This window comes from Azospirillum melinis (genome assembly GCF_013340935.1).
GTDB lineage: Bacteria > Pseudomonadota > Alphaproteobacteria > Azospirillales > Azospirillaceae > Azospirillum > Azospirillum melinis.
This window is the reverse complement of record NZ_WHOS01000089.1, coordinates 1-22,270: the sequence shown is the minus strand read 5'-3', so window position 1 is coordinate 22,270 and position 22,270 is coordinate 1. Positions and strand designations below refer to the sequence as shown.

The following is a 22,270-nucleotide window of genomic DNA, read 5'->3' as shown; positions in this document are numbered from 1 at the left end:
GGGCGGCGGGACCGGCGACTGAACAGGCAGAGAAGCTTGATCGGCCGGCGCCGTGGGCGGGGCAAGCGGTTTCGCGGGTTTTTCCACCGCATGGATCCATTCCAGCCCGGTCAGCGCCTGGAGCCGGTCGAGCAGCGCGTGGATTTCGATGGGCTTGGCGACGAAGGCGTCGTGCGGTGCCCGGCCATCGCCCGGCCCCTGCGCCTCGTAGGCGTTGGCCGAGACCATGACGATGCGGATGCGGTCGGCGAACTGCCGGCGCAGCCCCTCCGCCACGTCCCAGCCGCTCTCGCCCGGCATGGAGATGTCGAGCATGGCGACGTCGGGCTTGCACTGCGCCGCCAGCTCCAGGCAGGTGGCGGCGTCGGACGCGGTGAACAGCACGAAGCCCAGCGGGCGCAGGATGTCGGTCATCAGCGCCAGATGGTCGCGGTCGTCGTCGGCCAGCAGGATGGTGATCTGCGGCCCGGCATAGCCGGTAATGGCGCGGCGCTCCACCTGCTCGCCCGGCCGGTGCATCGCCTCCGACAGAAGCAGGCGGACGGTGAAGACGCTGCCTTCCCCCGCCTTGCTGCGCAGCGCGATGTCGCCGCCCATGATCCGGGTCAGCACCCGCGTGATGGTCAGGCCGAGCCCGGTGCCGGCCACCGCCCGCACCGCCGCCCCGCGCCCGCGCTCGAACGGTTCGAAGACGCGGTCGAGATCCTCATCGCGGATGCCGATGCCGCTGTCGGCGATCTCGAACTCGGCGATCTGGCTGCGGTAGCGGACGGTCAGCGCGACATGGCCGCTCTCGGTGTATTTCACCGCGTTCGACAGCAGGTTGATCAGGATCTGGCGCAGGATCTTGCTGTCGGTGTGGACCCAGGCCGGCAGGTGCGGCACGCGGGCATAGCGGAAGTCCAGACCCTTGGCGGCGGCCTGGATGCGGAACATGTCGGCCAGCTGGTCGAGGAAGTCGATCAGCTGCACCTTGTCGCGGCTGAGCCGGCGCAGGCCCGATTCGATCTTGGAGATGTCGAGCAGCCCGTCGATCAGGTTCGACAGATGCTCGGCACTGCGGCGGATGACGCGGACGGCGTCCTGCGGGCGCTGGGTGCTGTTGCTCTCCAGAAGCTGGGCATAGCCGGAGATGGCGTTCAGCGGCGCCCGGATCTCGTGGCTGACGCCGATGATGTAGCGGCTCTTGGCGGCGTTGGCGGCCTCCGCCACCTCCTTGGCCTTCTGCAGGGCGGCGTCGGTGCGCTCGTGGGCGGCGATCTCGTCCATCAGCATGGCGGTCTGGCGGCCGGTCTCCTCCTCCGCCTTGCGGCGGCTCTCCTGGGCCAGCACCAAGAGCCAGGCGGCGACGCCGGACAGGATGAACAGGCAGACGAAGACGGAGACCAGCGCCGTGTGGATCGCCGCCCGCTCCGCCGCCTCGGCATTGGCGTACTGGAAGTCGATGACCACCAGCACCCCGCCCAGCACCAGCGAGAACAGCGTCATCACCCCGATGAAATGGCCGGTGCGGGTGTGGACGCCGGCCGCCATCCGCTTCGGCAGCACCCGTTGCAGGCTGCGGGCGATCTGGTCGGCGAAGCGGCTGTCGGTCTTGCACAGATCGTGGCAGCGCGCCTCCAGCGTGCAGCAGAGCGAGCAGATCGGCGCGTCGTAGGCCGGGCAGAAGGCCATGTCCTGCCGTTCGAACGGATTCTCGCAGATCGAGCAGCGGATGGTCGCGGCGTCGCCGGGCAACCTGTCGGACTTGCGGGCGATGTAATAGCGGCCCTCGGTCCTCCAGGCGATCAGCGGGGCCGCGGCGAAGGCGACCACCAGTCCGATGAAGGGGGCCAGCGCCTGCGCCACCGGGCCGAGAAGGCCGAAAAAGGCGGTGGTGGAGCACAGCACCGACAGGCCCATGGCGCCGGTGCCGACGGGATTGATGTCGTACAGGTGGGCGCGCTTGAACTCGATCCCCGGCGGACTGAATCCCAAGGGTTTGTTGACGGCCAGGTCGGCGGCGACCGCCCCCAGCCAGCCCACCGCGACGTTGGCGTAGAGGCCGAGGATGCTCTCGATCACGCCGAGGATGCCGATCTCCATCAGCAGCAAGGCGAGCAGCACGTTGAACACCAGCCAGACGACGCGGCCGGGGTGGCTGCGGGTCAGGCGGGAGAAGAAGTTCGACCAGGCGATGGAGCCGGCATAGGCGTTGGTGACGTTGATCTTCATCTGGCAGACGACGACGAAGATGCCGGTCAGCGCCAGCGCCGCGGCGGGGGAGCCGAACACGTCGAGGAAGGCCATGTGGTACATGCTGTTGGGCTGGACCGCGTCCTCCAACGCCAGCCCGTGCTTGATGGCGAGGAAGGCCAGCAGCGATCCCGCCGCCAGCTTCAGGCTGCCGATCAGCACCCAGCCCGGCCCGCCGGCCAGCATCGCCGCCCACCAGCGCAGGCGCCCGATGCGGGCCTGGGAGGGCAGGAAGCGCAGATAGTCGACCTGCTCGCCGATCTGAGGCAGCAGCGAGAGCAGGACGGAGGCCGCCATGCCGAAGGGCAGCAGCGACAGCCCGCCATCCGGCGCGTAGACGCCCGGAAGCGAGGTCCATTGCGCCAGCGTCTCGCGGTCGAGCAGGAAGAAATAGGCCAGCGGCACGCATTGCAGCAGGATCCACACCGGCTGCGTCGCCCACTGCATGCGGCTGATGAAGCGGATGCCGTAGACGGCGATGGGGATCACCGCCAGCGAGCTGATGACATGGGCGACCGAGGCCGGGATGCCCAGCACCATCGTCAGCCCCGCCGACATGATGCTGGCCTCGATGGAGAAGAGGATGAAGGTGAAGGAGGCGTAGACCAGCGAGGTGATGGTCGAGCCGAGATAGCCGAAGCCGGCGCCGCGGGCCAGCAGGTCGATGTCCACCCCGGCCTTGGCCGCATGGTAGGTGATCGGCAGCCCGATCAGGATGCTGAGCAGCGCCACCGCCAGGATGGCGGCCATGGCGTTCTCGAAGCCGTAGGTCAGGGTGACGGCGGCGCCGAGCGCCTCGCAGGCCAGGAAGGAGATGGCGCCCAGCGCGGTGTTGGCGACGCGCCAGGCGCTCCAGCGCCGCGCCCGTTCCGCGGTGTAGCGGAGCGCGTAGTCCTCCAGCGTCTGGTCGGCGGCGAGCTGGTTGTATTGCCGGCGTTCACGGACGATCCTTTGCCTCGCGCTCATGCCCGTCCGCCGTTCCCGCCCATCGTCCCCGATGGCCCGCATCGTCGGGAGTTTCGGGGGTGTTGGCAAGGCGGAAGCGCGTTGACAGGCACCGAACCGGGCTCTAGCTGTCAGACCTAACGGCTCCCCCGAACAGTTTTGAAAGCCAGAGCATGACCGTCGAGCTTGTCGTCTGTGAGACCTGCCGCCGTCCGGAAGACCCGCTTGACGCCGTCCGGCCGGGGGCGGAGCTGGTGGCGCTGATGGAGCGGGCGCTGGCCGACAACCCCGATCTGGCCGCCTCGGTGCGGCTGCGCCCCATACGCTGCCTGATGAGCTGCCGCCGCCCCTGCGCGGTCGCTGTGCGCTCGGCCGCGCGGATGAGCTATGTGCTGGGTGACTTCGCCCCGGACGAGATGACGGTCGAGACGCTGACCGCCTATCTGCGCGCCTATGCCGCCACCGAGGACGGCATCGTTCCGTTCAAGCAATGGCCCCAGGGCGTCAAGGGTCGTTTCGTTTCCCGCCTGCCGCCGCTGGAGGGCTGAACCGCCGCACCCTCCGGGGACGGGACGGTCTATTGCCCGCGCCGCGCCAGATGGACGATCTGGGCGGTCAGGCCGACGACGAGGATGACCGCCAGCGCGCCCTGGGCGCCCAGCAGCAGCGGCGACTTCAGGTCGGTCACCAGAGGATGGCCATCGGGAACCCGGCGCAGGATTTCGCTGACCGTCGGCACCATCAGCAGGAAGGCGCTGACGCTGAGGCAAACGGTCTCGACGTAACGGGCCGTGCGCCCCGCCGCCGATGCCCACCCGATTCCATAACCCGTAAGCAGCAGCAGGATGGTCACGGCGCCGATGCCGACGCTGACCGGCTGATGGGCGACGAGGAAGACCGTCGAGGCACCGATCAGCATGGACGCGAAATAGACGGCACCCGGCATGGAACGCGGCACGATCCGGCCATAACGGGCGAACATGTAGGCGGCCACCGGGATGGCCGGCAGGCTGCCGAGCGTGTGGACCCAGCCGATCGGAGAAATTCCGAACATCAGCGATTTCCTTTCGGGTTCAGAGGAGCGGGAGGATGAGGTCCCGCCTTAAGGGAAAAACTACCTACTGGTTGGTAGGCTCAGTGGCCAAGCGTTTACCCAGCGGGCAAGGACCTGCTTTTCAGGCGGCGATCCGCTCCAGCAGAGGACGGGTTATGGCGCCGAAGGCGGTGGCGTCGCCATAGGCACGGGCCGACAGCATCGCGCCATGCGTGGTCGCCAGGAGCATCTCGGCGTCAGCCCTAGCGGTTCCGGACAGACGGAGACGGCCTTGAGCGGCGCCGCGTTCAAGAACTCCCGTCAACCAGTCGGCGAGTTGGCGGAAATGTGCCCGCACTTCCGCGGCGACCTCCTCGGGCAGAACCGGGATTTCGCCCGCGAGCAGCGCGCAGACGCAGAAAGGGGCGGCCATATCGGCGAAACACCGCTCCCAATAGCCGAGATAGGCGCGGAGTTGGTCGAGCGGATCGGGGATGGCCTGTTCCAACTGGGACAGTCCCGCCGCAGCCTCCTCCCGGTACTGCGCGACGAGCACGCGGACCAGATCGGATTTGCTGGGGAAATGATGATGGATGCTCGCCGTACGGATGCCGACGACCTTGGAAATGTCGGCATAGCTGAAACTGTTGTAGCCGCCCCTGACGATGAGGGAGCGCGCACAGCGGAGAATGTTGTCGGCCCTGGTCGATTGCGTGTTCATGCCCAAACCTACCAACTAGTAGGGAGCCTGTCAACAGCGGCAACGGGATTGGCGACCCGCATCCGGATCGAACGGATGCACGGCACCTAAGCCCTTCCCCCTGCCGCTGAAGGATGGGTTTGACAGACCAAGGTGGCGTTCCAATAATTGTTTGTCAGACCAACAGATTTCGCCCTTTGCGGGCGGGGAGGAGCGCCCGATGAAGGTCGACCCCGAGGTCCTGACTTTTGCCACCGGCCTGCTGCACATGGCGCGCGAGGCTGAACGGTCCAACGGCTGGGAGGCCGGCGACCTTCTGCGCACCACGCTGCGCCTGCTGGTGGTGGCCGGGGCCGACGGCCATGGCTGGAAAGCGAACGATCTGTCGGAGGAGGTCCGCGATCTGGTCGAGGCGGTGCGGATGACCAAGGGCGACGAGGGGGTGCGCTTCCGCGGCGGGGAGACGGCGCTGCATTGAAGGGCGGCTTGTCTTCCCGGCTCCGCCCCTCCTCCGCCCTCAGCCCTCGGAAACCTCCGGGTTCAGCTGGATCAGCACCTTGTCGATGCGGCGGCCGTCCATGTCGACGACCTCGAAGCGGATGCCGTTCCAGTGGAAATGCTCGGCCGCGGTCGGAACATGGCCGAAATGGTCGAGCAGGAAGCCGGCGATGGTGTGGAAATCGCCCTCCCCCTTCATGTTCTTGACGCCGACCAGCGCCTCGACCTCCTCGACCGGGGTCATGCCGTCGACCAGCCAGCTGCCGTCCTCGCGCTGGACGGCACCGGACTCGCCTTCCTGGGTGCTGTCCGGCAGTTCGCCGGCGATGGCTTCCAGGATGTCGGTCATGGTGACCAGACCCTCGACGCTGCCATACTCGTCGACCACCACCGCCATGTGGACGCTGGCCTGCTTGAACAGGTCGAGCAGGCGGAAGACCGGCGTGCCGTCATGGACGACCAGCGGCTGGACCATCGCCGTCCGCAGGTCGAAGGTAATTCCCTTCAAGGACTGGTCGAGCAGCGCCTTGGTGGCGACGATGCCCTGCACCTCGTCGACGTCGCCGCGGCAGACCGGGAAGCGGGAATAGCCGCTCTCGCAGATCTCGCGGGCCAGGGTTTCGGGGCTGTCGTCGATGTCGAGCCACATCAGGTCGGGGCGCGGGGTCATGATCGACCGCACCGTGCGGTCGGACAGGTGCATCACCCCCTCGATCATCTGGCGTTCGGCCGGCTCGAAGACGCCGCTCTGGGTGCCTTCGGCGATCAGGGTCTTGACCTCCTCCTCCGTCACCGTCTGCTCGCGCGAGGTCGGCAGGCGCAGAAGCTTCAGCACCGCGTCGCTCGACACGCCGAGCAGCCAGACCACCGGGGCCGACAGGCGCGACACCGTGCGCATCGGGGTGGCGACCAGCGAGGCGATCCGCTCCGACGAGATCAGCGCGACGCGCTTGGGCACCAGTTCGCCGATGATCAGCGAGAAATAGGTGATGGCGGCGACCACCAGGGCGAAGGCGACGGTGTGGCCGTAGGGGGCGATCCAGGCGACCTGTTCGTCCAGCACGCCGCCAAGCCGTTCGGCCAGGGTGGAGCCGCCATAGGCGCCGGCGATGATGCCGGTCAGGCTGATGCCGACCTGCACGGTGGACAGGAAGCGGCTCGGGTCTTCCGACAGCTCCAGGGCCGCGCGGGCACCGGCGCCGCCCTTCTCCTCGGCCATCTGCTGAAGCCGGGCGCGGCGCGCCGACACCAGCGCCATCTCCGACATCGCGAAGAAGGCGTTGAGCAGGATCAGCAGGACGATGACCAACAGTTCCCAAATCATGGCTTTGTGCCCTTGGGGGGCGCTCCCTCAACCGATCAATTGTTGCGCCACGGCGACCGCCGCCTGCCCGAGACCGAGCAGGACGGCGGCGACGATGGCGATGGCAAGAAGGCCGGCGACAAGGCCGGCCGACACGAAGACTCCGTCGGATTCCATCAGCCCCAGCGCGATCAGCGCGATGGCGAGGGCGGGAGGCTGGTTTCCGAAGACGATGGGAAGGGACAGGATGACGGCCAGGACCACCACCGCCAGCCCAAGCAGCCGTTCGGCGGTCGGGCCGGCCATCGCCGGCAAGCGCGGGCGCAGATGGCGCTCCACCCGCTCCGCCCACGGCCTGGCCCGGCGGATGACGCCCAGGAAGGCCTTGCGGTCGAAGCTGGCCGCCAACATGCGGCGGGGCAGCCAGGGGCTGTGCCGGCCCGCCGCCATCTGGGCGCCGAGCAGGATCATCGGCACGCCGGTGGCGGTCGACAGGCCGGGGACCGGCAGCACGTTGGGAATCGACAGGATCAGCAGCAGTGCGCCGAAGGCGCGGTCGCCCAGCGTGTCCATGATCTCGCCGAGCGAGATCTTAGAGCGATCCTCGCCGAGTGGGATCCTGGAGCGATCCCCGCCGGGCGGGATTCTTGCTGGGGACGGATCGTCCGGATCGGAACCGCCGGACTCGGCGGCGTCGCCGCGCGTCAGGAAGTCGTCCAACAGATCGGAAACGCGCGCGCAGGACCGGTCCGCACCGGAGGGGCGTGCGTCATGCGACCTGGGGGACGACCCGGGAGGTCGATCTTTGCTCACGGCTCTCCCCGAGGCCGGAAACGGGATCGGAGCGGGCCGGGCGAAGGATGGAAGGAACCCATGGACCTTTCGCGTCACGGCGGCAGCAGCCTTACTTACTACAGCAAGGAAGGCGAAAGCGCCAGAGCGGGTTGCGGTGCGCAACGGAGCCGCGGGCGGAGCCGCGCGCCGCCGTTCCCGACCGTCAGCGCTTCTGCATGACGAAGGTCAGGCGCTTCATCAGGTCGGCCTTCGACACCGGCTTCACCAGATAGCCGGAGATGCCGTAGGCGATGGCGCGCTTCACCACGTCGGCCTCGCGGTGGCCGGTCAGCACCAGCACCGGCAGGTCGGCCAGCGGATTGCCGGTGGCGGTGCGCAGGGCATGCAGCAGGTCCAGCCCGCCCATGCGCGGCATTTCCAGGTCGCAGATCACCACGTCGACGTCTTCGCCGCTCTTGCGCAGGATATCGAGCGCCTGGATGCCGTCCGCCGCCTCGAACACCGTGCGGAGCCCGATGTCGTGCAGCAGCCGGTAGATCAGCTTGCGGGTGAAGTCGTCATCCTCGACCAGAAGCACACCGAGATCGTGTATCGTCCGGACCTGGCGGGTCCGGTTGCCTGCCTCCACCACCATGACGCTCTCCGCTCCGCCAAAGTTCTCCGGCTGCTATCGGCATGGCCGGCCAGCACAGTTTTCTGACTACACCATTGCACAGTCGTTAACGGAATCGCTATGACGCAACGATGATGATCGTTCGCATGCAGTGTCCGGCAAATCGGCCCGGCCAACCAGCCTGCATGACCGGGCCTTCCGGCCGGCCCCTCCAGCCGGGCAATGGCAATCGGCCCCGCGACCGCTTATCCTGACTCCCCGCGCGCTCTTTCCGAACCGATCAGGACCTGCCCGTGACCGCGCCGCTCCCCTCCCCCACACCGCCCTTCGCCGCTTCGCCCGAGGCCGCGATGCCCAGTGCAGCGATGCCCAGTGCAGCGATGCCCGATGCAGCGATGCTGGCCGCCGTGGTCGAGACCAGCGGCGCCGGGATCATCGTGGCCGACGCGACCCGGCCCGACCATCCGATCGTCTATTGCAACCGCGCCTTCCTGGACATGATCGGCTATGAGGCCGGCGATGTGATCGGGCGGAACGGCGATTTCCTGCAAGGGCCGGACACCGATCCGGACACCGCCGCGGCGATCGGCGCCGCCTTGGCGGAGGCGCGGCCGCTGTCGGTGGAGGTGCTGAACTACCGCAAGGACGGCAGCGTTTTCTGGAATGCGCTGACCCTGCGGCCGGTGCCGGAAACGGGGGGAGCGTCCGATGGCCGGGCGCGCTGGATCGCCGGCTCCTGCGCCGACGTGACCCAGAGCCGCCGGTCGCAGGAGGAGCTGCGCGCCGCCGAGGACCAGCTGACCCGGCTGGCGGCCGAGACCTTCGCCCTGGCGGAGAAGCTGGACGGCGCGCGCGAGGATGCGGAGGCCGCCCGCATCGCGGCGGAGAATGCCAGCAGCGCCAAGTCGCGCTTCCTGGCGATGATGAGCCACGAGCTGCGCACGCCGATGACCGCGGTGATCGGCATGGGCGACCTGCTGATGGGCACCGGCCTGAACGAGCAGCAGAAGGCTTTCGTCAAGACGCTGCGGTCATCGGCCGACACGCTGATGACCATCCTGAACGACGTGCTGGATTTCTCGAAGATCGAGGCCGGGCAGCTGACGCTGGAGGAGATCGACTTCTCCCTGCCCCGGCTGGTGGACGACGTGGTCCAGCTGTTCCTGGTGCGGGCGGCGGCCAAGGGCCTGAGCCTGTCGGCCTCCATCGCCGACGACACGCCGCGCCACATCCGCGGCGACCCGACCCGGCTGCGGCAGGTGCTGTTCAACCTGGTGTCCAACGCCATCAAGTTCACCGACCGCGGCACCATCGAGATCGCCATCTGGTCGCCGGATCCGCCCGCAGAGGCGGCACCGGCCGATGCGCCCGTCACCCTGCGGTTCGAGGTGGAGGACAACGGCATCGGCATGACGGAAGAGCAGCGCGCCCGCCTGTTCGACGCCTTCGTCCAGGCCGATGTGTCGACCAGCCGCAAATATGGCGGCACCGGCCTGGGGCTGGCGATCTGCAAGCGGCTGGTCGAGGCGATGGGTGGCGAGATCACCGTCGCCAGCACGCCCGGCCGCGGCTCCACCTTCCGCTTCTCGATCCGCAGCCGGCTGGCGGAGGCGCCGCCGGTCGGCGAGCTGGGGGCCCGCCCGGCGCTCCCCGGGGCGGCCGAGACGCCGGAGCCGACGCAGGTGCCGCTGCGGCTGCTGCTGGCCGAGGACAACGACATCAACCGCATGCTGGTCGTCGCCATGATGTCCCGCATCGGCCACCGGATCGACGCGGTGACCGACGGGCGGGCGGCGCTGGATGCCATCGTGGCAACCGATTACGACGCGCTGATCCTCGACATGGAGATGCCGGTGCTCGACGGGCGGTCGACCGCACGGGCGATCCGGCGGCTGGACGGGCCGGTCGCGCGCATCCCCATCGTCGGGCTGTCGGCCGACGCCCTGCCGGAGCATCGCGACGGCCATCTGGCCGCCGGGCTCGACGCCTATCTGACCAAGCCGATCGACTGGGACCAGCTGAACGCCGTGCTGGTTGATCTGGCGACCCGGCCGCAGGAGGGGCGCGTGGTGCCGGTGCCCAGCCGCCCGGCGGCCGAGGGCGGCCATTTCTCGGCCCTGCCGCTGGTCGACCGGGTGAAGCTGGCCGAACTGCGGCTGGCGCTGGGCGGCGAGGCGCTGGACGGCATGCTGCAGCTGCTGCCGGAGACGGCGCTCCGCGAGCTGACGGCAATCCGCTCCGCCCTCCAGGCCGGCAGACCGAAGGAGCTGAAGCAGGCGGCCCACACGCTGGCCGGGCTGGCCGCCAATTTCGGCGTGCCGCGCATGGCCGCCATCGCCCGCGCCATCAACGACAGCCCGGCCGACACCGACAAGGTCGCGGCCTTGCTGCCCCTGCTGGAAACCACCGTCGCCGCCACCAGCAGTCTGGTGCGCGATCCGGCGGGAAGCGGCGATTGAGGAAAGCGGTGCCTCAAGGGCCCGGCCGGACGCGCAGTTGGCCGGACGCGCGGTTGAGCGCCCTTCAGCCGATCTGCTAGAGTCTCAAGGACCATGAAGAAAGCAGCGCCGAAGCGGCGTGGCAGGTCGCCGCGCATCACCCATCCCGACCAGTTCGATCTGCTCGACGTGCCCGAGCCGACGGCGGTCATGATCACCTATTCGGGGCGCACCGTCGATCTGGAGACCCCGGATTTCGGCCCCTTCGACATCGAGGACATCGCCCGCCCGCTGGCCTACCAGTGCCGGTTCGTCGGCAACACCCAGCGCTTCTTCAGCGTGGCCCAGCATTGCGTGCTGGCCAGCCGGCTGGCGCCGGAGGGCTATGCCTACGACGCGCTGATGCATGACTGCGAGGAGGCCTTCACCGGCGACTGGCCGACGCCGTGGAAGGTGCGGATCGGCCGCGACGCCATCCGGCAGGCGGTGGAGCCGATCAAGAGCGCACTCGCCCTGCGCTTCGGCTTCCGCCATCCGGAGCCGAAAGCGGTCAAGCTGGCCGACCAGCGGGCGCTGGCGACCGAGCTGCGCGACCTCTGCGCGCCGCACCGCGTCAACTGGCGCGACCTGCCGGACCCCGACGAGGCCGCCATCGTGCCGCTCGGACCGGAAGAGGCGCTGGCCGACTTCCTGGACCATTACCGGCGGCTGAAACCGGCCTGAAAACGTCCGGACGGTTTCCGGCAAAAGGCCTCAGGCGTGGCCGCCCTGCTCTGCCCGGCGGCCACGGCCGCGCCTGGATGCCGATGCCCCGCTGGACGCCGTGCCGCCGGCAGACGCACCGCCGTCGGCCTGCTGCTCGGCGCAGCGCTCGGCCAGTTCGCGGATGGCGGCCCGGATCTGCGGATCGCGGATGCTCTGGAAATAGCGCGCCAGCATCAGCGCCTCGCGCGATTGCAGGGTGTTCTCCTGCTCCTCGCCACCGCCGGCCGCCGGCATCTCGCTGCCCTCGGCCGCCGGCTGGCGGTTCTCCAGCCCTTCGAAGAAGACGGAGACGGGGACACGGAAGAACTGGCCCAGCTTGAACAGGCGGCTGGAGGACACGCGGTTGAAGCCGCGCTCATACTTCTGCAATTGCTGGAAGGTCAGCCCCAGCGCCGAGGCGACGTCGCTCTGGCTGAGCCCTGCGAGCATGCGCAGTTCCCGCAGGCGCTGGCCGACGAACACATCGACCTCGTTCAGGCCTTCCTTCTTTTCGCGGCCACGCCGTTTCATAGCTCTTCCCCTTCGATCCTGTACTGGTCCCGGCGCCGATTCTTCCCGCCGCCGGCCGTGAGGCCGGTCGGCACCTGCCGTACAGCAACGCCTCCGGGGCGGAGCCTGGAAACACCGAGCCGGAAGGACGAATCGGCCGATTTCGGGCATGGAATGCAACTCAGCTATGATCGGCCTCCGCCGATGTCAACCTTGGCTGGACCAGATACCTCTTTTGGGCAGGCGCCTGTTCGCGGGAATCGGACTGTTGGTCATAGGACCGCACTCTTCTCGCGCATTGCGCGGTATGATTTTACCGAAAGTCGCGCAATCGCTGTCGTGCCGCCCATGCCGCGGCTCGGCTGCGGCATTGTGACCCAAAGTTGCAGAAGCCGCTGTGGCGGCGCGGTCGCAGGGCTGCAACATTTGCGGGGCACTAGGCATATTTTGCCGGGCGCCCGGCAAAAACTGCCGCTGATTAACCCTCTCTTCATCAAGACGCCGCAGCATGCCCCAACGTAGGCAAGCCCGGCGCGGAACTTGCACAAACCGTCTCGCAATCGCGAACGGAGACTGTGTGGAGACCATGCCGGAAAGACTTCCGATCGGGGACCGCGCGTGAACAACCTGCTGCAGACCTTGCGCAATCTCGGGCCCGCCCGCCTCGCGGCGATCGGCGGCGTCGGGCTCTTGCTGATCGGATTCTTCGTCTATCTGACCACCCGGCTGTCCACGCCGGAGATGGAACTCCTCTATTCCGAACTCCAGCAGACGGAAGCGGCGGCCATCGCCAAGAAGCTGGACGAGGCGAAGGTCCCCTACAGCGTCGACAAGTCCGGCACCAAGATCATGGTCCCGGCCGATCAGGTCGGGCCGATGCGCATGCGCATGGCGGCCCAGGGCCTGCCGTCCGGCGGTTCGGTCGGCTACGAGCTGTTCGACAAGGGCGAAGGCTTCGGCGCCACCAGCTTCATGCAGAACATCAACCACCTGCGCGCGCTGGAAGGCGAGATGGCGCGCACGGTGCAGACGCTGAACGGCGTGCAGCAGGCCCGCGTCCATCTGGTGCTGCCCAAGCGCGAGCTGTTCGCCCGCCAGCAGAACCCGGCGACCGCCAGCGTCTTCCTGAAGCTGCGCCCCGGCACCCAGCTGAGCCGCGAGAACATCCAGGCGATCCAGCAGCTGATCGCCGCCTCGGTGCCGAACCTCGACCCCGGCCGCATCTCGATCGTCGACGACAAGGGCAAGCTGCTGGCCCGCGGCACCGGCAACGACAGCGCCGAGGCGATGGCGGCCAACGCGGAAGAGAAGAAGCAGGCCTATGAGGGCCGGCTGGCCCGCACCGTCGAGGATCTGCTGGGCCGCACGCTGGGCTATGGCAAGGTCCGGGCGGAGGTGTCCGCCGACCTCGACTTCGACCGCATCACCACCCAGTCGGAAATCTTCGATCCGGAAAGCCAGGTCGTCCGCTCCACCCAGACGGTGACCGAGTCGAGCGAAAGCAGCGACCGCGACCCGCTGGCCCCGGTGACGGTGGACCAGAACCTGCCGACGGCACAGTCGAGCAGCAGCGCCAGCCCGCTGTCCTCGAACAAGTCGAACCGCAACGAAGAGACGATCAACTACGAGATCACCAAGACCACCAAGTCGCATGTCCGCGAGGCCGGCCAGGTCCGCCGCCTCTCGGTCGCCGTGCTGGTGGACGGCACCTACCAGCTCTCCAAGGACGCACCGCCGGCCTACCAGCCGCGCAGCGAGCAGGAGATCGAGAGCATCAAGGCGCTGGTGCGGTCCGCCGTCGGGCTGGACGCCGTGCGCGGCGACTCGCTGGAGGTGATCAACATGCGGTTCTGGTCGCCCGAGGACGACATCCAGAAGCCGGAAGAGCTGTTCATGGGCATGACCAAGGACGACCTGTTCCGCATCGCGGAGATGGTGGTCCTGGGCATCGTCGCCGTCCTCATCATCCTGCTGGTCATCCGCCCGCTGATCTCCCGCGCCTTCGAGAAGGCGGAGATGCAGGAGGAGGACGAGATGGACCGCCTGCTGACCGATCAGGCCGGCATGCCGGCCGCACTCGCCGCCCCCACCGGCGCGCTGGCCCAGGATCTGGCGCTGGAAGCGGCGCAGGCCGACGAGGAGCTGGAGCAGATGATCGACATCAACCGGGTGGAAGGCCGCGTCCGCGCGTCCTCCCTGCGCAAGGTCGGCGAGATCGTCGACAAGCATCCGGAAGAGGCGGTCTCCATCCTGCGCAACTGGCTGTATCAGGAGAGCTGAGCGATGCCGGCCTCCAAACCCACATTGCCTGAGGAAGGATCGCGGCGATGAGCGTGCGCAAATTCCTCTTCGACGAGTCCTTCGACGTGGACGCCGTCCCCCGCATGACCCATGTGGAGGATGACGACCTGCTGCCCGAGGACGAACTGTCGGCCATGCCGGAGCCCGAGCCGGAGCCGGAACCGCCGGCCCCGACCTTCGGCGAGGCGGAGCTGGCCGCCGCCCGTGCCCAGGGCTACGAGGAGGGCATGGCCGCCGGCAAGTCCGAAGGGACCGCGGCGGGCTACGGCAAGGGGTTCACCGACGGCATGGCCGCCGGCCAGAACACCGGATACGAGCGCGGCAAGACGGAGATCGAGGCGACGGTCAACGCCCGCATCGCCAACGCGCTCTCCCAGATCGCCGACGGGGTGGCCCATCTGCTGGCGGCGCACGAGGCGGGCAGCGCCGCGCGCAGCGAACAGCCGGTCCATCTGGCGCTCGCCATCGTCCGCAAGCTGCTGCCCGAATGGGCGCGGCGCGGCGGCATGGTCGAGGTGGAGGGAATGGTCCGCGCCTGCCTGACCGACCTGATCGACGAGCCGCGGCTGGTCGTCCGGGTGGCGGAGGACACGATGGGGCTGGTGCGCGACCATCTCGACGAGACGGTCGGATCGCGCGGCTTCGGGGCAAAGCTGATGGTGATCGGCGATCCGTCGATCGCTCCCGGCAGCTGCCGCATCGAATGGGCCGAAGGCGGCGTGGAGCGGGACACCGCCCAGCTGCTGGACGAAATCGAACGCCGCGCGGCGCACATGCTGGAGGCTCCGGCCCCCGTCTAAGGGGTGACCGGAATGAAGGAGGTCCGAGACCGACATGCCGAGCGACAATTTCTCGCTGAACGATCTGCACGGCGGCGATGGCGACGACTACGCCAGCCCCGGAATCACCAAGGATCTGGAGGCGGTGTACGACATCCCCGTCCAGATCTCCGCGGTGCTGGGCAAATCGACCATGCAGGTGGCGCAACTGCTGAAGCTGGGCCGCGGCGCCGTGGTGGAGCTGGACCGCAAGGTCGGCGAGGCCATCGACATCTACGTCAACAACCGCCTGGTCGCCCGCGGCGAGGTGGTGGTGGTGGAAGACCGGCTGGGCGTGACCATGACGGAAATCATCAAGTCGGACCGCGGCTGATGGCGGTTTCGTCCGACACCGGCGGCGCCCGCGCCAAGGCCAACCCAGGCACCGGCACCCGTGCCGCGGTCCAGGGCGAGCCTGCGGCGGCAGGCGCTCCCACCGGCGCGACGGCGCCGGGGCGGAGCGTGCGGCTGCGCGGCGGGCTGGACGTGGCGACGCTGGTCGGGCTGGCGGCGGCGGCCGGGGTGATCCTGATCGCCATCACCACCGGCGGGTCGGCGCGCGCCTTCCTCGATCCGCCGTCGCTGCTGATCGTGCTGGGCGGGACGCTGGCGGTCACCACCGCCTCCTTCTCGCTGGGCGACGTCGCGGTGGCCTGGAAGAACGCCGCGGCGGTGCTGGTCCACCAGACTCTCGACCCCAAGGGCGTGGCGCGGCAGGTCCTGCTGCTGGCCGAGGCCGCCCGCCGGGCCGGGCCGGAGACCCTGCGCAACGTCCTGCCGGAACTGCGTGCCGAGCCCTTCCTGCACCGCAGCGTCACGCTGATCACCGAGGGGCTGCCGCCCGACGCCATCGAGCGGATGCTGACCGGCGAGGTCGAGGCGACCGCCGGCGGTCACGGCAAGAGCGCCGGCGTGCTGCGCCGCGCCTCGGAAGTGGCACCGGCCATGGGGCTGATCGGCACGCTGGTCGGGCTGGTGCAGATGCTGGGCAGTCTGAGCGACCCGTCGGCCATCGGCCCGGCGATGGCTCTGGCTCTGCTGACGACCTTCTACGGGGCCGTGCTCGGCAACGTCGTCCTGTCCCCGCTCGCCGCCAAGGTGGAACGGGCGGCGGAGGAGGACGCGCTGGTCAAGACCCTCTATACCATCGGCGCCGTGTCCATCGCGCGCCAGGAGAATCCGCGGCGTCTGGAGATGCTCCTGAACGCCGTCCTGCCGCCTGGAAAGCGGATCCAGTATTTCGACCGGGAAGCCCCGAGAGTGGGAGCGTAAGGCTATGCGTCTGCTGATCGTTGGAACGTTGGAAGGCTACATCACCGCCGCCGGCAAGATCGCCATGAAGCGGGGGGCCAAGGTGTCGCACACCGACAGCATCGAAGGGGCGCTGACCGCCTTGCGTGCCGCCGCCGGTGCCGATCTGGTGATGATCGACGTCAAGCTGGACATCGCGACCTTCATCGACAGCCTGAAGTCGGAGCGGATCACCATCCCGGTGGTCGCCTGCGGCATCGGCACCGATGCGGCCGCCGCCGTGCGCGCCATCCGCGCCGGCGCCAAGGAGTATCTGCCGCTGCCGCCCAACGCCGAGCTGATCGCCGCGGTGCTGGAGGCGGTGGCCGAGGAAAGCCACTCCATCGTCTGCAGCGACCCGGCGATGCTGGCGACGCTGCGGCTGGCCGAGCAGGTGGCGCCCAGCGACGCCTCGGTGATGATCACCGGCGAGAGCGGCACCGGCAAGGAGCTGATGGCCCGCTTCATCCACCGCAAGAGCCGGCGCTCGGGCGAGCCGTTCGTCGCGGTGAACTGCGCCGCCATCCCGGAAAACCTGCTGGAATCGGAGCTGTTCGGCCACGAGAAGGGCGCCTTCACCGGCGCCGTCGCCCGGCGGCTCGGCAAGTTCGAGGAAGCGAACAACGGCACGCTGCTGCTGGACGAGCTGTCGGAGATGCACCCCAGGCTCCAGGCCAAGCTGCTGCGCGCCATCCAGGAAAAGGAGATCGACCGCATCGGCTCCAGCCAGCCGGTGAAGGTCAATGTCCGCCTGATCGCCACCTCCAACCGCAATCTGGAGGCGGAGGTCCGCTCCGGCAACTTCCGCGAGGATCTGTATTTCCGCCTGAACGTGTTCAGCGTGGCGATCCCCAGCTTGCGCGAGCGCCCGGCCGACATCCCGATGATCGCCGAGCATTTCCTGAAGAAATATGCCGAGGCCAACGGTCTGGGCGACAAGCGCCTGACCGAGGACGCGCTTCTGATGCTGAAGACGCATCACTGGCGCGGCAACGTGCGCGAGCTGGAAAACACCATGCACCGCGCCGTCCTGCTGTCGCGGGGCGAGGAGGTCGGGCCGGAAGCGATCATGCTGACCAGCAAGATGCTGGCCCCGGAAGGCAGCGCCCAGGCCTCCATCCCCTCCGACTCGCCGGTCGCCAACCCGTTCGCCGGTCCCGGCGGCACGGTTCCGGCCGCCAGCCAGCCGGCCCAGCCGGCCGTCCCGCTGGTGGTTCCGCCGCAGGGTGCCCTGCCGACCAGCTACGGCCCGCCCAAGGGCGGCAAGCCCGGCCCCTACGGCATGGCCGCCAACAGCAGCGCCGCGGCGGCTGCCAGCGCGGGCAGCAGCGGCGCCGGCCTGGCGGCGCTGATCGGCCGCACGGTGGCCGACGTCGAGCGCGACCTGATCCTGGAGACGCTGACCCACTGCCTGGGCAACCGCACCCACGCCGCCAACATCCTGGGCATCTCGATCCGCACGCTGCGCAACAAGCTGAAGCAGTATGGCGACGAAGGCCGCAGCGTGCCCACCCCGGGCAACGACGAACGGGCGACGGCCTGAACCCCCGTCCGGGACCGGGATCTTGAGCGGCGGGAGCATCCATGGCGCTGACGGAGCATAATGGTGGCGGCGGGGGCGGCGGTCCCGGCAACATGGCCGCCTTCGGCGAGATGTGGGCGGTCACCAAGGCGTCGCTGAAGCGCGGCGACGTGGCGATGGCCATCGGCATCCTGATCGTCGTGGTCGGCCTGATCATGCCGCTGCCCGCCGTCATGCTCGACATGATGCTGGGTCTGAACGTCACCATCTCCATCCTGATCCTGATGGTGGTGCTGTTCATCGAGAAGCCGCTCCAGCTGTCCTCGTACCCGACGATCCTGCTGATCACCACGCTGCTGCGCCTGTCGCTGAACATGGCCTCGACGCGCCTGATCCTGACGCAGGGGCATGAGGGGACGTCGGCCGCCGGCCATGTGATCGAGGCCTTCGCCAGCCTCGTCATGGGCGGCGATTTCGTTATCGGCGTGATCATCTACGCCATCCTGACCATCGTGAACTTCAAGGTCATCACCGCCGGTTCGGGCCGCATCGCCGAAGTGGCGGCGCGCTTCACCCTCGACGCCATGCCCGGCAAGCAGATGGCCATCGACGCCGACCTGTCGGCCGGCATGATCGAGGAGAGCACGGCGCGCGCCCGCCGTAAGGAGCTGGAGGACGAGAGCGCCTTCTTCGGCTCGATGGACGGTGCGTCGAAGTTCGTGAAGGGCGACGCGGTCGCCGGCCTGATGATCATGTTCATCAACATCATCGGCGGCGTGACCATCGCGGTCCTGCGCCACGACATGCCGGTGATGACGGCGCTGGACACCTTCACCAAGCTGACCATCGGCGACGGTCTCGTGTCGCAGATCCCGGCGCTGGTGATCTCGATCTCCGCCGGCTTCCTGGTGTCGAAGGCCGGCATGGGCGGCTCCACCGACAAGGCGGTGGTGGGGCAGCTGACCGGCCACAGTCAGGCGCTGGCCCTGTCGGCCGGCGCCGTCGGCGTGCTGGCCCTGCTGCCGGGCATGCCGATCCTGACGCTGGCCCCGGTCATCGGCGCCGTGGGCTTCGCCGCCTGGTACATGCCGCGCCTGCGCGCGAAGAAGGAGGCGGAAGAGGCCGCGGCGGCGGAGGAAGCGGCGGCGGCCGGAGCCGGGCCGGGCGGCATGCCTGGTGCCGGGCCGGCGCCGGACGAACCGATCGCCACCGCGCTCGCCATCGACCTGATCCGGCTGGAGCTGGGCTACGGCCTGTTGTCGCTGATCAACCAGCCCCAGGCGGGCAGCCACCGGCTGACCGACCAGATCAAGGGGCTGCGCCGGCAGATCGCCGGCGAGGTCGGCTTCGTCATGCCGGCGGTGCGCATCCAGGACAATCTCCAGCTTCCGCCCAACACCTACATCATCCGCGTCAAGGAGATCGAGGCCGGGCGCGGCGACATCCGGCCCAACATGCTGCTGGTGATGGACCCGCGCGGCGACGCCATGAGCCTGCCCGGCGAGCAGACGGTGGAGCCGACCTTCGGCCTGCCCGCCATCTGGATCGAGCCGGGATACCGCGAGGAGGCTCTGTTCAAGGGCTACACCGTGGTCGATCCGTCGACCGTGGTGACCACCCACCTGACCGAGCTGATCAAGGACAACATGCCGGAGCTGCTGTCCTTCACCGAGACGCAGAAGCTGCTGGACGAGACCGACAAGGAACACCAGAAGCTGATCGCCGACGTGGTGCCCGGACAGATCACTGTGGGCGGCCTGCAACGGGTGTTGCAGAATCTCCTTGCCGAACGGGTTTCGATCCGGGATCTTCCCACGATATTGGAAGGGGTATCCGAAGCGACCAGCCAGACCCGCAGCATCACCCAGATCACCGAGCATGTGCGCTCCCGCCTTGCCCGGCAGATCTGCGACGCGAACACGAACGAGATGGGCTTCATCCCGCTCGTCACCCTGTCGCCCGAATGGGAGCAGGGCTTCGCGGAATCGCTGGTGGGCGACGGCGACGACCGGCAGCTGACGATGGCCCCGTCCCGCCTGCAACAGTTCATCACCTCCGTCCGCCAAACCTTCGAGCGACATGCCATGATGGGCGAGAGTCCCGTACTGTTGACCAGCCCGCTGATCCGTCCGTTCGTCCGCTCGATCGTCGAGCGGTTCCGGCCGGCGACCGTGGTCATGTCGCAGAACGAGATCCACCCGAAGGCCCGCATCAAGACGCTGGGGCAGATCTGATGGCGCGCGGCGTTCCCATCCCCTTAGCTGACGGAAGGCGCTGCCGATGCGGCTGAAGTCCTTCCACGCCAAGACCATGTCCGACGCCATGCGGATGGTGCGCCAGTCGCTGGGCGACGACGCCATCATCGTCGCCACGCGCGAGGAGGAAGGCGGCGGCGTGCGCGTGACGGCGGCGGTGGAAGAGGATGACCTGCCGCCGGCCCCGGCATCCGGCTCCGCGCGCGGCGGCCGGGCCAAGGCACCGGCCAAGCCGGTCGAACCCGAGATCGACGTGGGCGAGGTGGTGGCCGACGCCCTGCAGCGCCACGGCGTGCCGGCGTCGCTGGCCGAACAGCTGATCGACGCCGCATCGGGGCTGGACACCGAGGATCCGCGGCTGGCCCTGGGCTCGGCGCTCGATTCCTATTTCACCTTCAACCCGCTGCCCGACGGCCGCGCGCCGGTGAAGCCGCTGGCGCTGGTCGGCCCGCCGGGGTCCGGCAAGACGCTGGTCGCGGCCAAGCTGGCGGCGCGGGCGGTGTTCAAAAAATGCTCGGTCGGCGTCATCACCACCGACACGGTGCGGGCCGGCGGCGTCGACCAGCTGGCCGCCTTCACCCGGCTGATGAAGCTGAAGCTGGCGACGGTGGAGGATCCCGACGCGCTGGCCGGCGCCTTCGAGGTGCATCGCCGCACCGATCTGGTCCTGGTCGACACCGCCGGGCGCAACCCGTTCGACGCCGACGACATGCAGGATCTGCGCGCCATGCTGTCCGCCGGCGAGGTGGAGCCGATCCTGGTCCTGCCCGCCGGGCTCGACGCGCTGGAGGCCGCCGACATGGCGATGGCCTTCAAGGCGGTCGGCGTGCGGCGCATGCTGGTCACCCGGCTGGACATGGCGCGCCGGCTGGGCAGCGTGCTGGCCATCGCCGCGCGGGCCCGGCTGTCCTTCTGCGACGCCAGCATCTCGTCCAAGGTGGCGGAGGGGCTGACCGCGCTGAACCCGCTAGCGCTCGCCCGCATGATGATCCCGGCCGAGGAGAAGGCGCCCGCCGTCAAGGACCAGGCGCCGCGCCGCTCCGCCCGCAAGGCGGGCTGGGACGAGGACGGCCACGGCGGCGACCAGGACCACGAGCCGGACCGCACCCCCGAGCGCAAGCCGAGCTTCGGACGGGGGTATGAGGCAGAGGATCTGGAGGACGGGGAACCGGAAATCGAGCCGGCGCCGCCGCCACCACCACCGCGCAGGGCCGCCGCGGCGGCCAAGCCGACGAAACCCGCAACCGCAAAACCCGCAACCAAGGCTAAAGCCGCCAGTTCCCCCTCGTCGAGGACCCTGCCATGACCGATCCGGTGTTCCCGGCCGCCCTCAAGAACGTTCGCCCGCTGCGCGGCGCCAACGTCATCGCCGTGGCCAGTGGAAAGGGCGGCGTCGGCAAGACGTGGTTCTCGATCACGCTCAGCCACGCCCTGACCAAGGCGGGCATGAACACCCTGCTGTTCGACGGCGATCTCGGGCTCGCCAACGTCGACATCCAGCTTGGATTCTCGCCCAAGAACGACCTGGGCGCCGTCATCAACGGCGAGGTGACGCTGGCCAAGGCGGCGCAGCGCTTCACCGACACCGGCTTCGACATCATCGCCGGCCGGTCGGGGTCGGGCACGCTGGCGCAGCTGCCGAGCCAGCGCCTGTCGTCCTTGCGCAACGACCTGCTGGAACTGGCGAAGAGCTATGACCGGGTGGTGATGGACATGGGCGCCGGCGTCGACCGCACGGTGCGCACGCTGTCGGGTCCTGCCGGCATCACGCTGGTGGTGACGACGGACGAGCCGACCTCGCTGACCGACGCCTATGCCTTCATCAAGCTGACCCATGCCACCAACCCGTCGGCAGACCTGCGGATCGTGGTGAACATGGCGCAGAGCGTGAAGGACGGCGAGCGGACCTACGGCACCATCCTGAAGGCCTGCCAGAACTTCCTGAAATACAAGCCGGCGCTGGCGGGCATCATCCGCCGCGACCTGAAGGTGCGCGACGCCATCCGCAACCAGACCCCGCTGCTGACCCGCTCGCCCGCCAGCGACGCGGCCCGCGACGTCGAGGCCATCGTGCAGCGGCTGCTCGCCAGCGCCCGGTAACCGGCCGGGACGGGCGGGCATGGGCGGGGCGATTCCACCGCCGGCCACGCCGGCCGCCGCAACCGCCGCGCAAGCCCCCGCCACGCCCGCTCCCGTCCCCGCCGAGGCCACGGCCGCCAAGCTTCCCGAACGGCTGCCGGGGGGGCCCCCCCCCGCGGGGAGGACCGGCA

19 protein-coding genes are annotated in these 22,270 nt (G+C 68.9%); 12 read left to right on the top strand and 7 right to left on the bottom strand.

All coding sequences use genetic code 11. The features are described from left to right. The coding region (locus GBZ48_RS33575; RefSeq protein WP_174474993.1) for a hybrid sensor histidine kinase/response regulator at positions 1–3,201 on the bottom strand (3,201 nt) is incomplete at its 3' end. 152 nt (positions 3,202–3,353) lie between these two features. Between GBZ48_RS33575 and GBZ48_RS33570 the strand changes: the two genes are divergently transcribed. After that, the gene (locus GBZ48_RS33570; RefSeq protein ID WP_174474992.1) at positions 3,354–3,728 is read left to right on the top strand and encodes a DUF1636 domain-containing protein; all 375 of its coding nucleotides are present in this window, start codon (positions 3,354–3,356) and stop codon (positions 3,726–3,728) included. A gap of 29 nt (positions 3,729–3,757) precedes the next feature. Here GBZ48_RS33570 and GBZ48_RS33565 read toward each other — a convergent pair whose 3' ends face one another. Together GBZ48_RS33565 and GBZ48_RS33560 are read right to left on the bottom strand one after the other, a co-directional pair. After that, positions 3,758–4,234, bottom strand: a complete 477-nt coding sequence (locus GBZ48_RS33565; protein ID WP_174474991.1) for a hypothetical protein — start codon at positions 4,232–4,234, stop codon at positions 3,758–3,760. Between the two features lie 121 nt (positions 4,235–4,355). Then, positions 4,356–4,934, bottom strand: coding sequence for a TetR/AcrR family transcriptional regulator (locus tag GBZ48_RS33560; protein ID WP_174474990.1), 579 nt, complete (start codon positions 4,932–4,934; stop codon positions 4,356–4,358). A 199-nt stretch (positions 4,935–5,133) separates the two neighbouring features. Between GBZ48_RS33560 and GBZ48_RS33555 the strand changes: the two genes are divergently transcribed. Continuing rightward, the gene (locus GBZ48_RS33555) at positions 5,134–5,391 is read left to right on the top strand and encodes a hypothetical protein (RefSeq protein ID WP_174474989.1); all 258 of its coding nucleotides are present in this window, start codon (positions 5,134–5,136) and stop codon (positions 5,389–5,391) included. Between the two features lie 39 nt (positions 5,392–5,430). On the opposite strand, the gene GBZ48_RS33550 is transcribed toward GBZ48_RS33555, so the two are convergent. The 3 genes from GBZ48_RS33550 to GBZ48_RS33540 form a co-directional block, all read right to left on the bottom strand. Then, a complete protein-coding gene (locus tag GBZ48_RS33550) occupies positions 5,431–6,735 on the bottom strand; it encodes a hemolysin family protein (RefSeq protein WP_174474988.1) in 1,305 nt (434 codons plus the stop codon). Between the two features lie 27 nt (positions 6,736–6,762). Further along, positions 6,763–7,434, bottom strand: coding sequence for an exopolysaccharide biosynthesis protein (locus GBZ48_RS33545; protein ID WP_211105984.1), 672 nt, complete (start codon positions 7,432–7,434; stop codon positions 6,763–6,765). 277 nt (positions 7,435–7,711) lie between these two features. After that, positions 7,712–8,143, bottom strand: a complete 432-nt coding sequence (locus tag GBZ48_RS33540; RefSeq protein WP_174474986.1) for a response regulator — start codon at positions 8,141–8,143, stop codon at positions 7,712–7,714. Positions 8,144–8,415: 272 nt separating this feature from the next. On the opposite strand from GBZ48_RS33540, the gene GBZ48_RS33535 reads away from it, so the two are divergent. Both GBZ48_RS33535 and GBZ48_RS33530 read left to right on the top strand, forming a co-directional pair. Then, positions 8,416–10,581, top strand: coding sequence for an ATP-binding protein (locus tag GBZ48_RS33535; protein ID WP_174474985.1), 2,166 nt, complete (start codon positions 8,416–8,418; stop codon positions 10,579–10,581). 93 nt (positions 10,582–10,674) lie between these two features. Beyond that, on the top strand, positions 10,675–11,283 hold the full coding sequence (locus GBZ48_RS33530; protein WP_174474984.1) for a transcriptional regulator: 609 nt from the start codon (positions 10,675–10,677) through the stop codon (positions 11,281–11,283). A gap of 30 nt (positions 11,284–11,313) precedes the next feature. Here GBZ48_RS33530 and GBZ48_RS33525 read toward each other — a convergent pair whose 3' ends face one another. Then, positions 11,314–11,835: a helix-turn-helix domain-containing protein gene (locus tag GBZ48_RS33525; RefSeq protein ID WP_174474983.1), complete on the bottom strand. Its 522-nt coding sequence runs from the start codon at positions 11,833–11,835 to the stop codon at positions 11,314–11,316. 597 nt (positions 11,836–12,432) lie between these two features. Between GBZ48_RS33525 and fliF the strand changes: the two genes are divergently transcribed. From fliF to GBZ48_RS33485, 8 genes are read left to right on the top strand one after another with little or no spacing between them, the layout of a single operon-like run. Beyond that, the gene (fliF, locus tag GBZ48_RS33520; RefSeq protein WP_174474982.1) at positions 12,433–14,094 is read left to right on the top strand and encodes a flagellar basal-body MS-ring/collar protein FliF; all 1,662 of its coding nucleotides are present in this window, start codon (positions 12,433–12,435) and stop codon (positions 14,092–14,094) included. Positions 14,095–14,141: 47 nt separating this feature from the next. Beyond that, complete coding sequence (locus GBZ48_RS33515) at positions 14,142–14,915, top strand: FliH/SctL family protein (RefSeq protein ID WP_174474981.1); 774 nt, start codon at positions 14,142–14,144, stop codon at positions 14,913–14,915. A gap of 34 nt (positions 14,916–14,949) precedes the next feature. Then, positions 14,950–15,267, top strand: a complete 318-nt coding sequence (fliN, locus tag GBZ48_RS33510) for a flagellar motor switch protein FliN (RefSeq protein ID WP_098737805.1) — start codon at positions 14,950–14,952, stop codon at positions 15,265–15,267. Further along, complete coding sequence (locus tag GBZ48_RS33505) at positions 15,267–16,205, top strand: motility protein A (protein ID WP_174474980.1); 939 nt, start codon at positions 15,267–15,269, stop codon at positions 16,203–16,205. Before fliN ends, GBZ48_RS33505 begins: the two co-directional genes overlap by 1 nt. Before the next feature lie 4 nt (positions 16,206–16,209). Next, positions 16,210–17,766, top strand: a complete 1,557-nt coding sequence (locus GBZ48_RS33500; RefSeq protein ID WP_174474979.1) for a sigma-54-dependent transcriptional regulator — start codon at positions 16,210–16,212, stop codon at positions 17,764–17,766. Positions 17,767–17,807: 41 nt separating this feature from the next. Beyond that, entirely contained in the window at positions 17,808–19,979 is a 2,172-nt protein-coding gene (flhA, locus tag GBZ48_RS33495; protein WP_109450769.1) for a flagellar biosynthesis protein FlhA, read from the top strand. Positions 19,980–20,025: 46 nt separating this feature from the next. Continuing rightward, a complete protein-coding gene (locus tag GBZ48_RS33490; RefSeq protein ID WP_174474978.1) occupies positions 20,026–21,306 on the top strand; it encodes a flagellar biosynthesis protein FlhF in 1,281 nt (426 codons plus the stop codon). Then, positions 21,303–22,100 carry a MinD/ParA family protein gene (locus tag GBZ48_RS33485; protein ID WP_109051500.1) on the top strand — a complete coding sequence of 266 codons (798 nt, stop codon included), beginning with the start codon at positions 21,303–21,305 and terminating at the stop codon, positions 22,098–22,100. Before GBZ48_RS33490 ends, GBZ48_RS33485 begins: the two co-directional genes overlap by 4 nt. The last annotated feature ends 170 nt before the right edge of the window (positions 22,101–22,270 follow it).

Coding starts and splice junctions, on each gene's coding strand:
- GBZ48_RS33485 (WP_109051500.1), top strand. CDS start 21,303: ATGACCGATCCGGTGTTCCCGGCCGCCCTCAAGAACGTTCGCCCGCTG.
- GBZ48_RS33560 (WP_174474990.1), bottom strand. CDS start 4,934: ATGAACACGCAATCGACCAGGGCCGACAACATTCTCCGCTGTGCGCGC.
- GBZ48_RS33530 (WP_174474984.1), top strand. CDS start 10,675: ATGAAGAAAGCAGCGCCGAAGCGGCGTGGCAGGTCGCCGCGCATCACC.
- GBZ48_RS33515 (WP_174474981.1), top strand. CDS start 14,142: ATGAGCGTGCGCAAATTCCTCTTCGACGAGTCCTTCGACGTGGACGCC.
- GBZ48_RS33565 (WP_174474991.1), bottom strand. CDS start 4,234: ATGTTCGGAATTTCTCCGATCGGCTGGGTCCACACGCTCGGCAGCCTG.
- GBZ48_RS33550 (WP_174474988.1), bottom strand. CDS start 6,735: ATGATTTGGGAACTGTTGGTCATCGTCCTGCTGATCCTGCTCAACGCC.
- GBZ48_RS33540 (WP_174474986.1), bottom strand. CDS start 8,143: ATGGTGGTGGAGGCAGGCAACCGGACCCGCCAGGTCCGGACGATACAC.
- GBZ48_RS33490 (WP_174474978.1), top strand. CDS start 20,026: ATGCGGCTGAAGTCCTTCCACGCCAAGACCATGTCCGACGCCATGCGG.
- GBZ48_RS33570 (WP_174474992.1), top strand. CDS start 3,354: ATGACCGTCGAGCTTGTCGTCTGTGAGACCTGCCGCCGTCCGGAAGAC.
- GBZ48_RS33555 (WP_174474989.1), top strand. CDS start 5,134: ATGAAGGTCGACCCCGAGGTCCTGACTTTTGCCACCGGCCTGCTGCAC.
- GBZ48_RS33500 (WP_174474979.1), top strand. CDS start 16,210: ATGCGTCTGCTGATCGTTGGAACGTTGGAAGGCTACATCACCGCCGCC.
- GBZ48_RS33525 (WP_174474983.1), bottom strand. CDS start 11,835: ATGAAACGGCGTGGCCGCGAAAAGAAGGAAGGCCTGAACGAGGTCGAT.
- flhA (WP_109450769.1), top strand. CDS start 17,808: ATGGCGCTGACGGAGCATAATGGTGGCGGCGGGGGCGGCGGTCCCGGC.
- GBZ48_RS33505 (WP_174474980.1), top strand. CDS start 15,267: ATGGCGGTTTCGTCCGACACCGGCGGCGCCCGCGCCAAGGCCAACCCA.
- fliN (WP_098737805.1), top strand. CDS start 14,950: ATGCCGAGCGACAATTTCTCGCTGAACGATCTGCACGGCGGCGATGGC.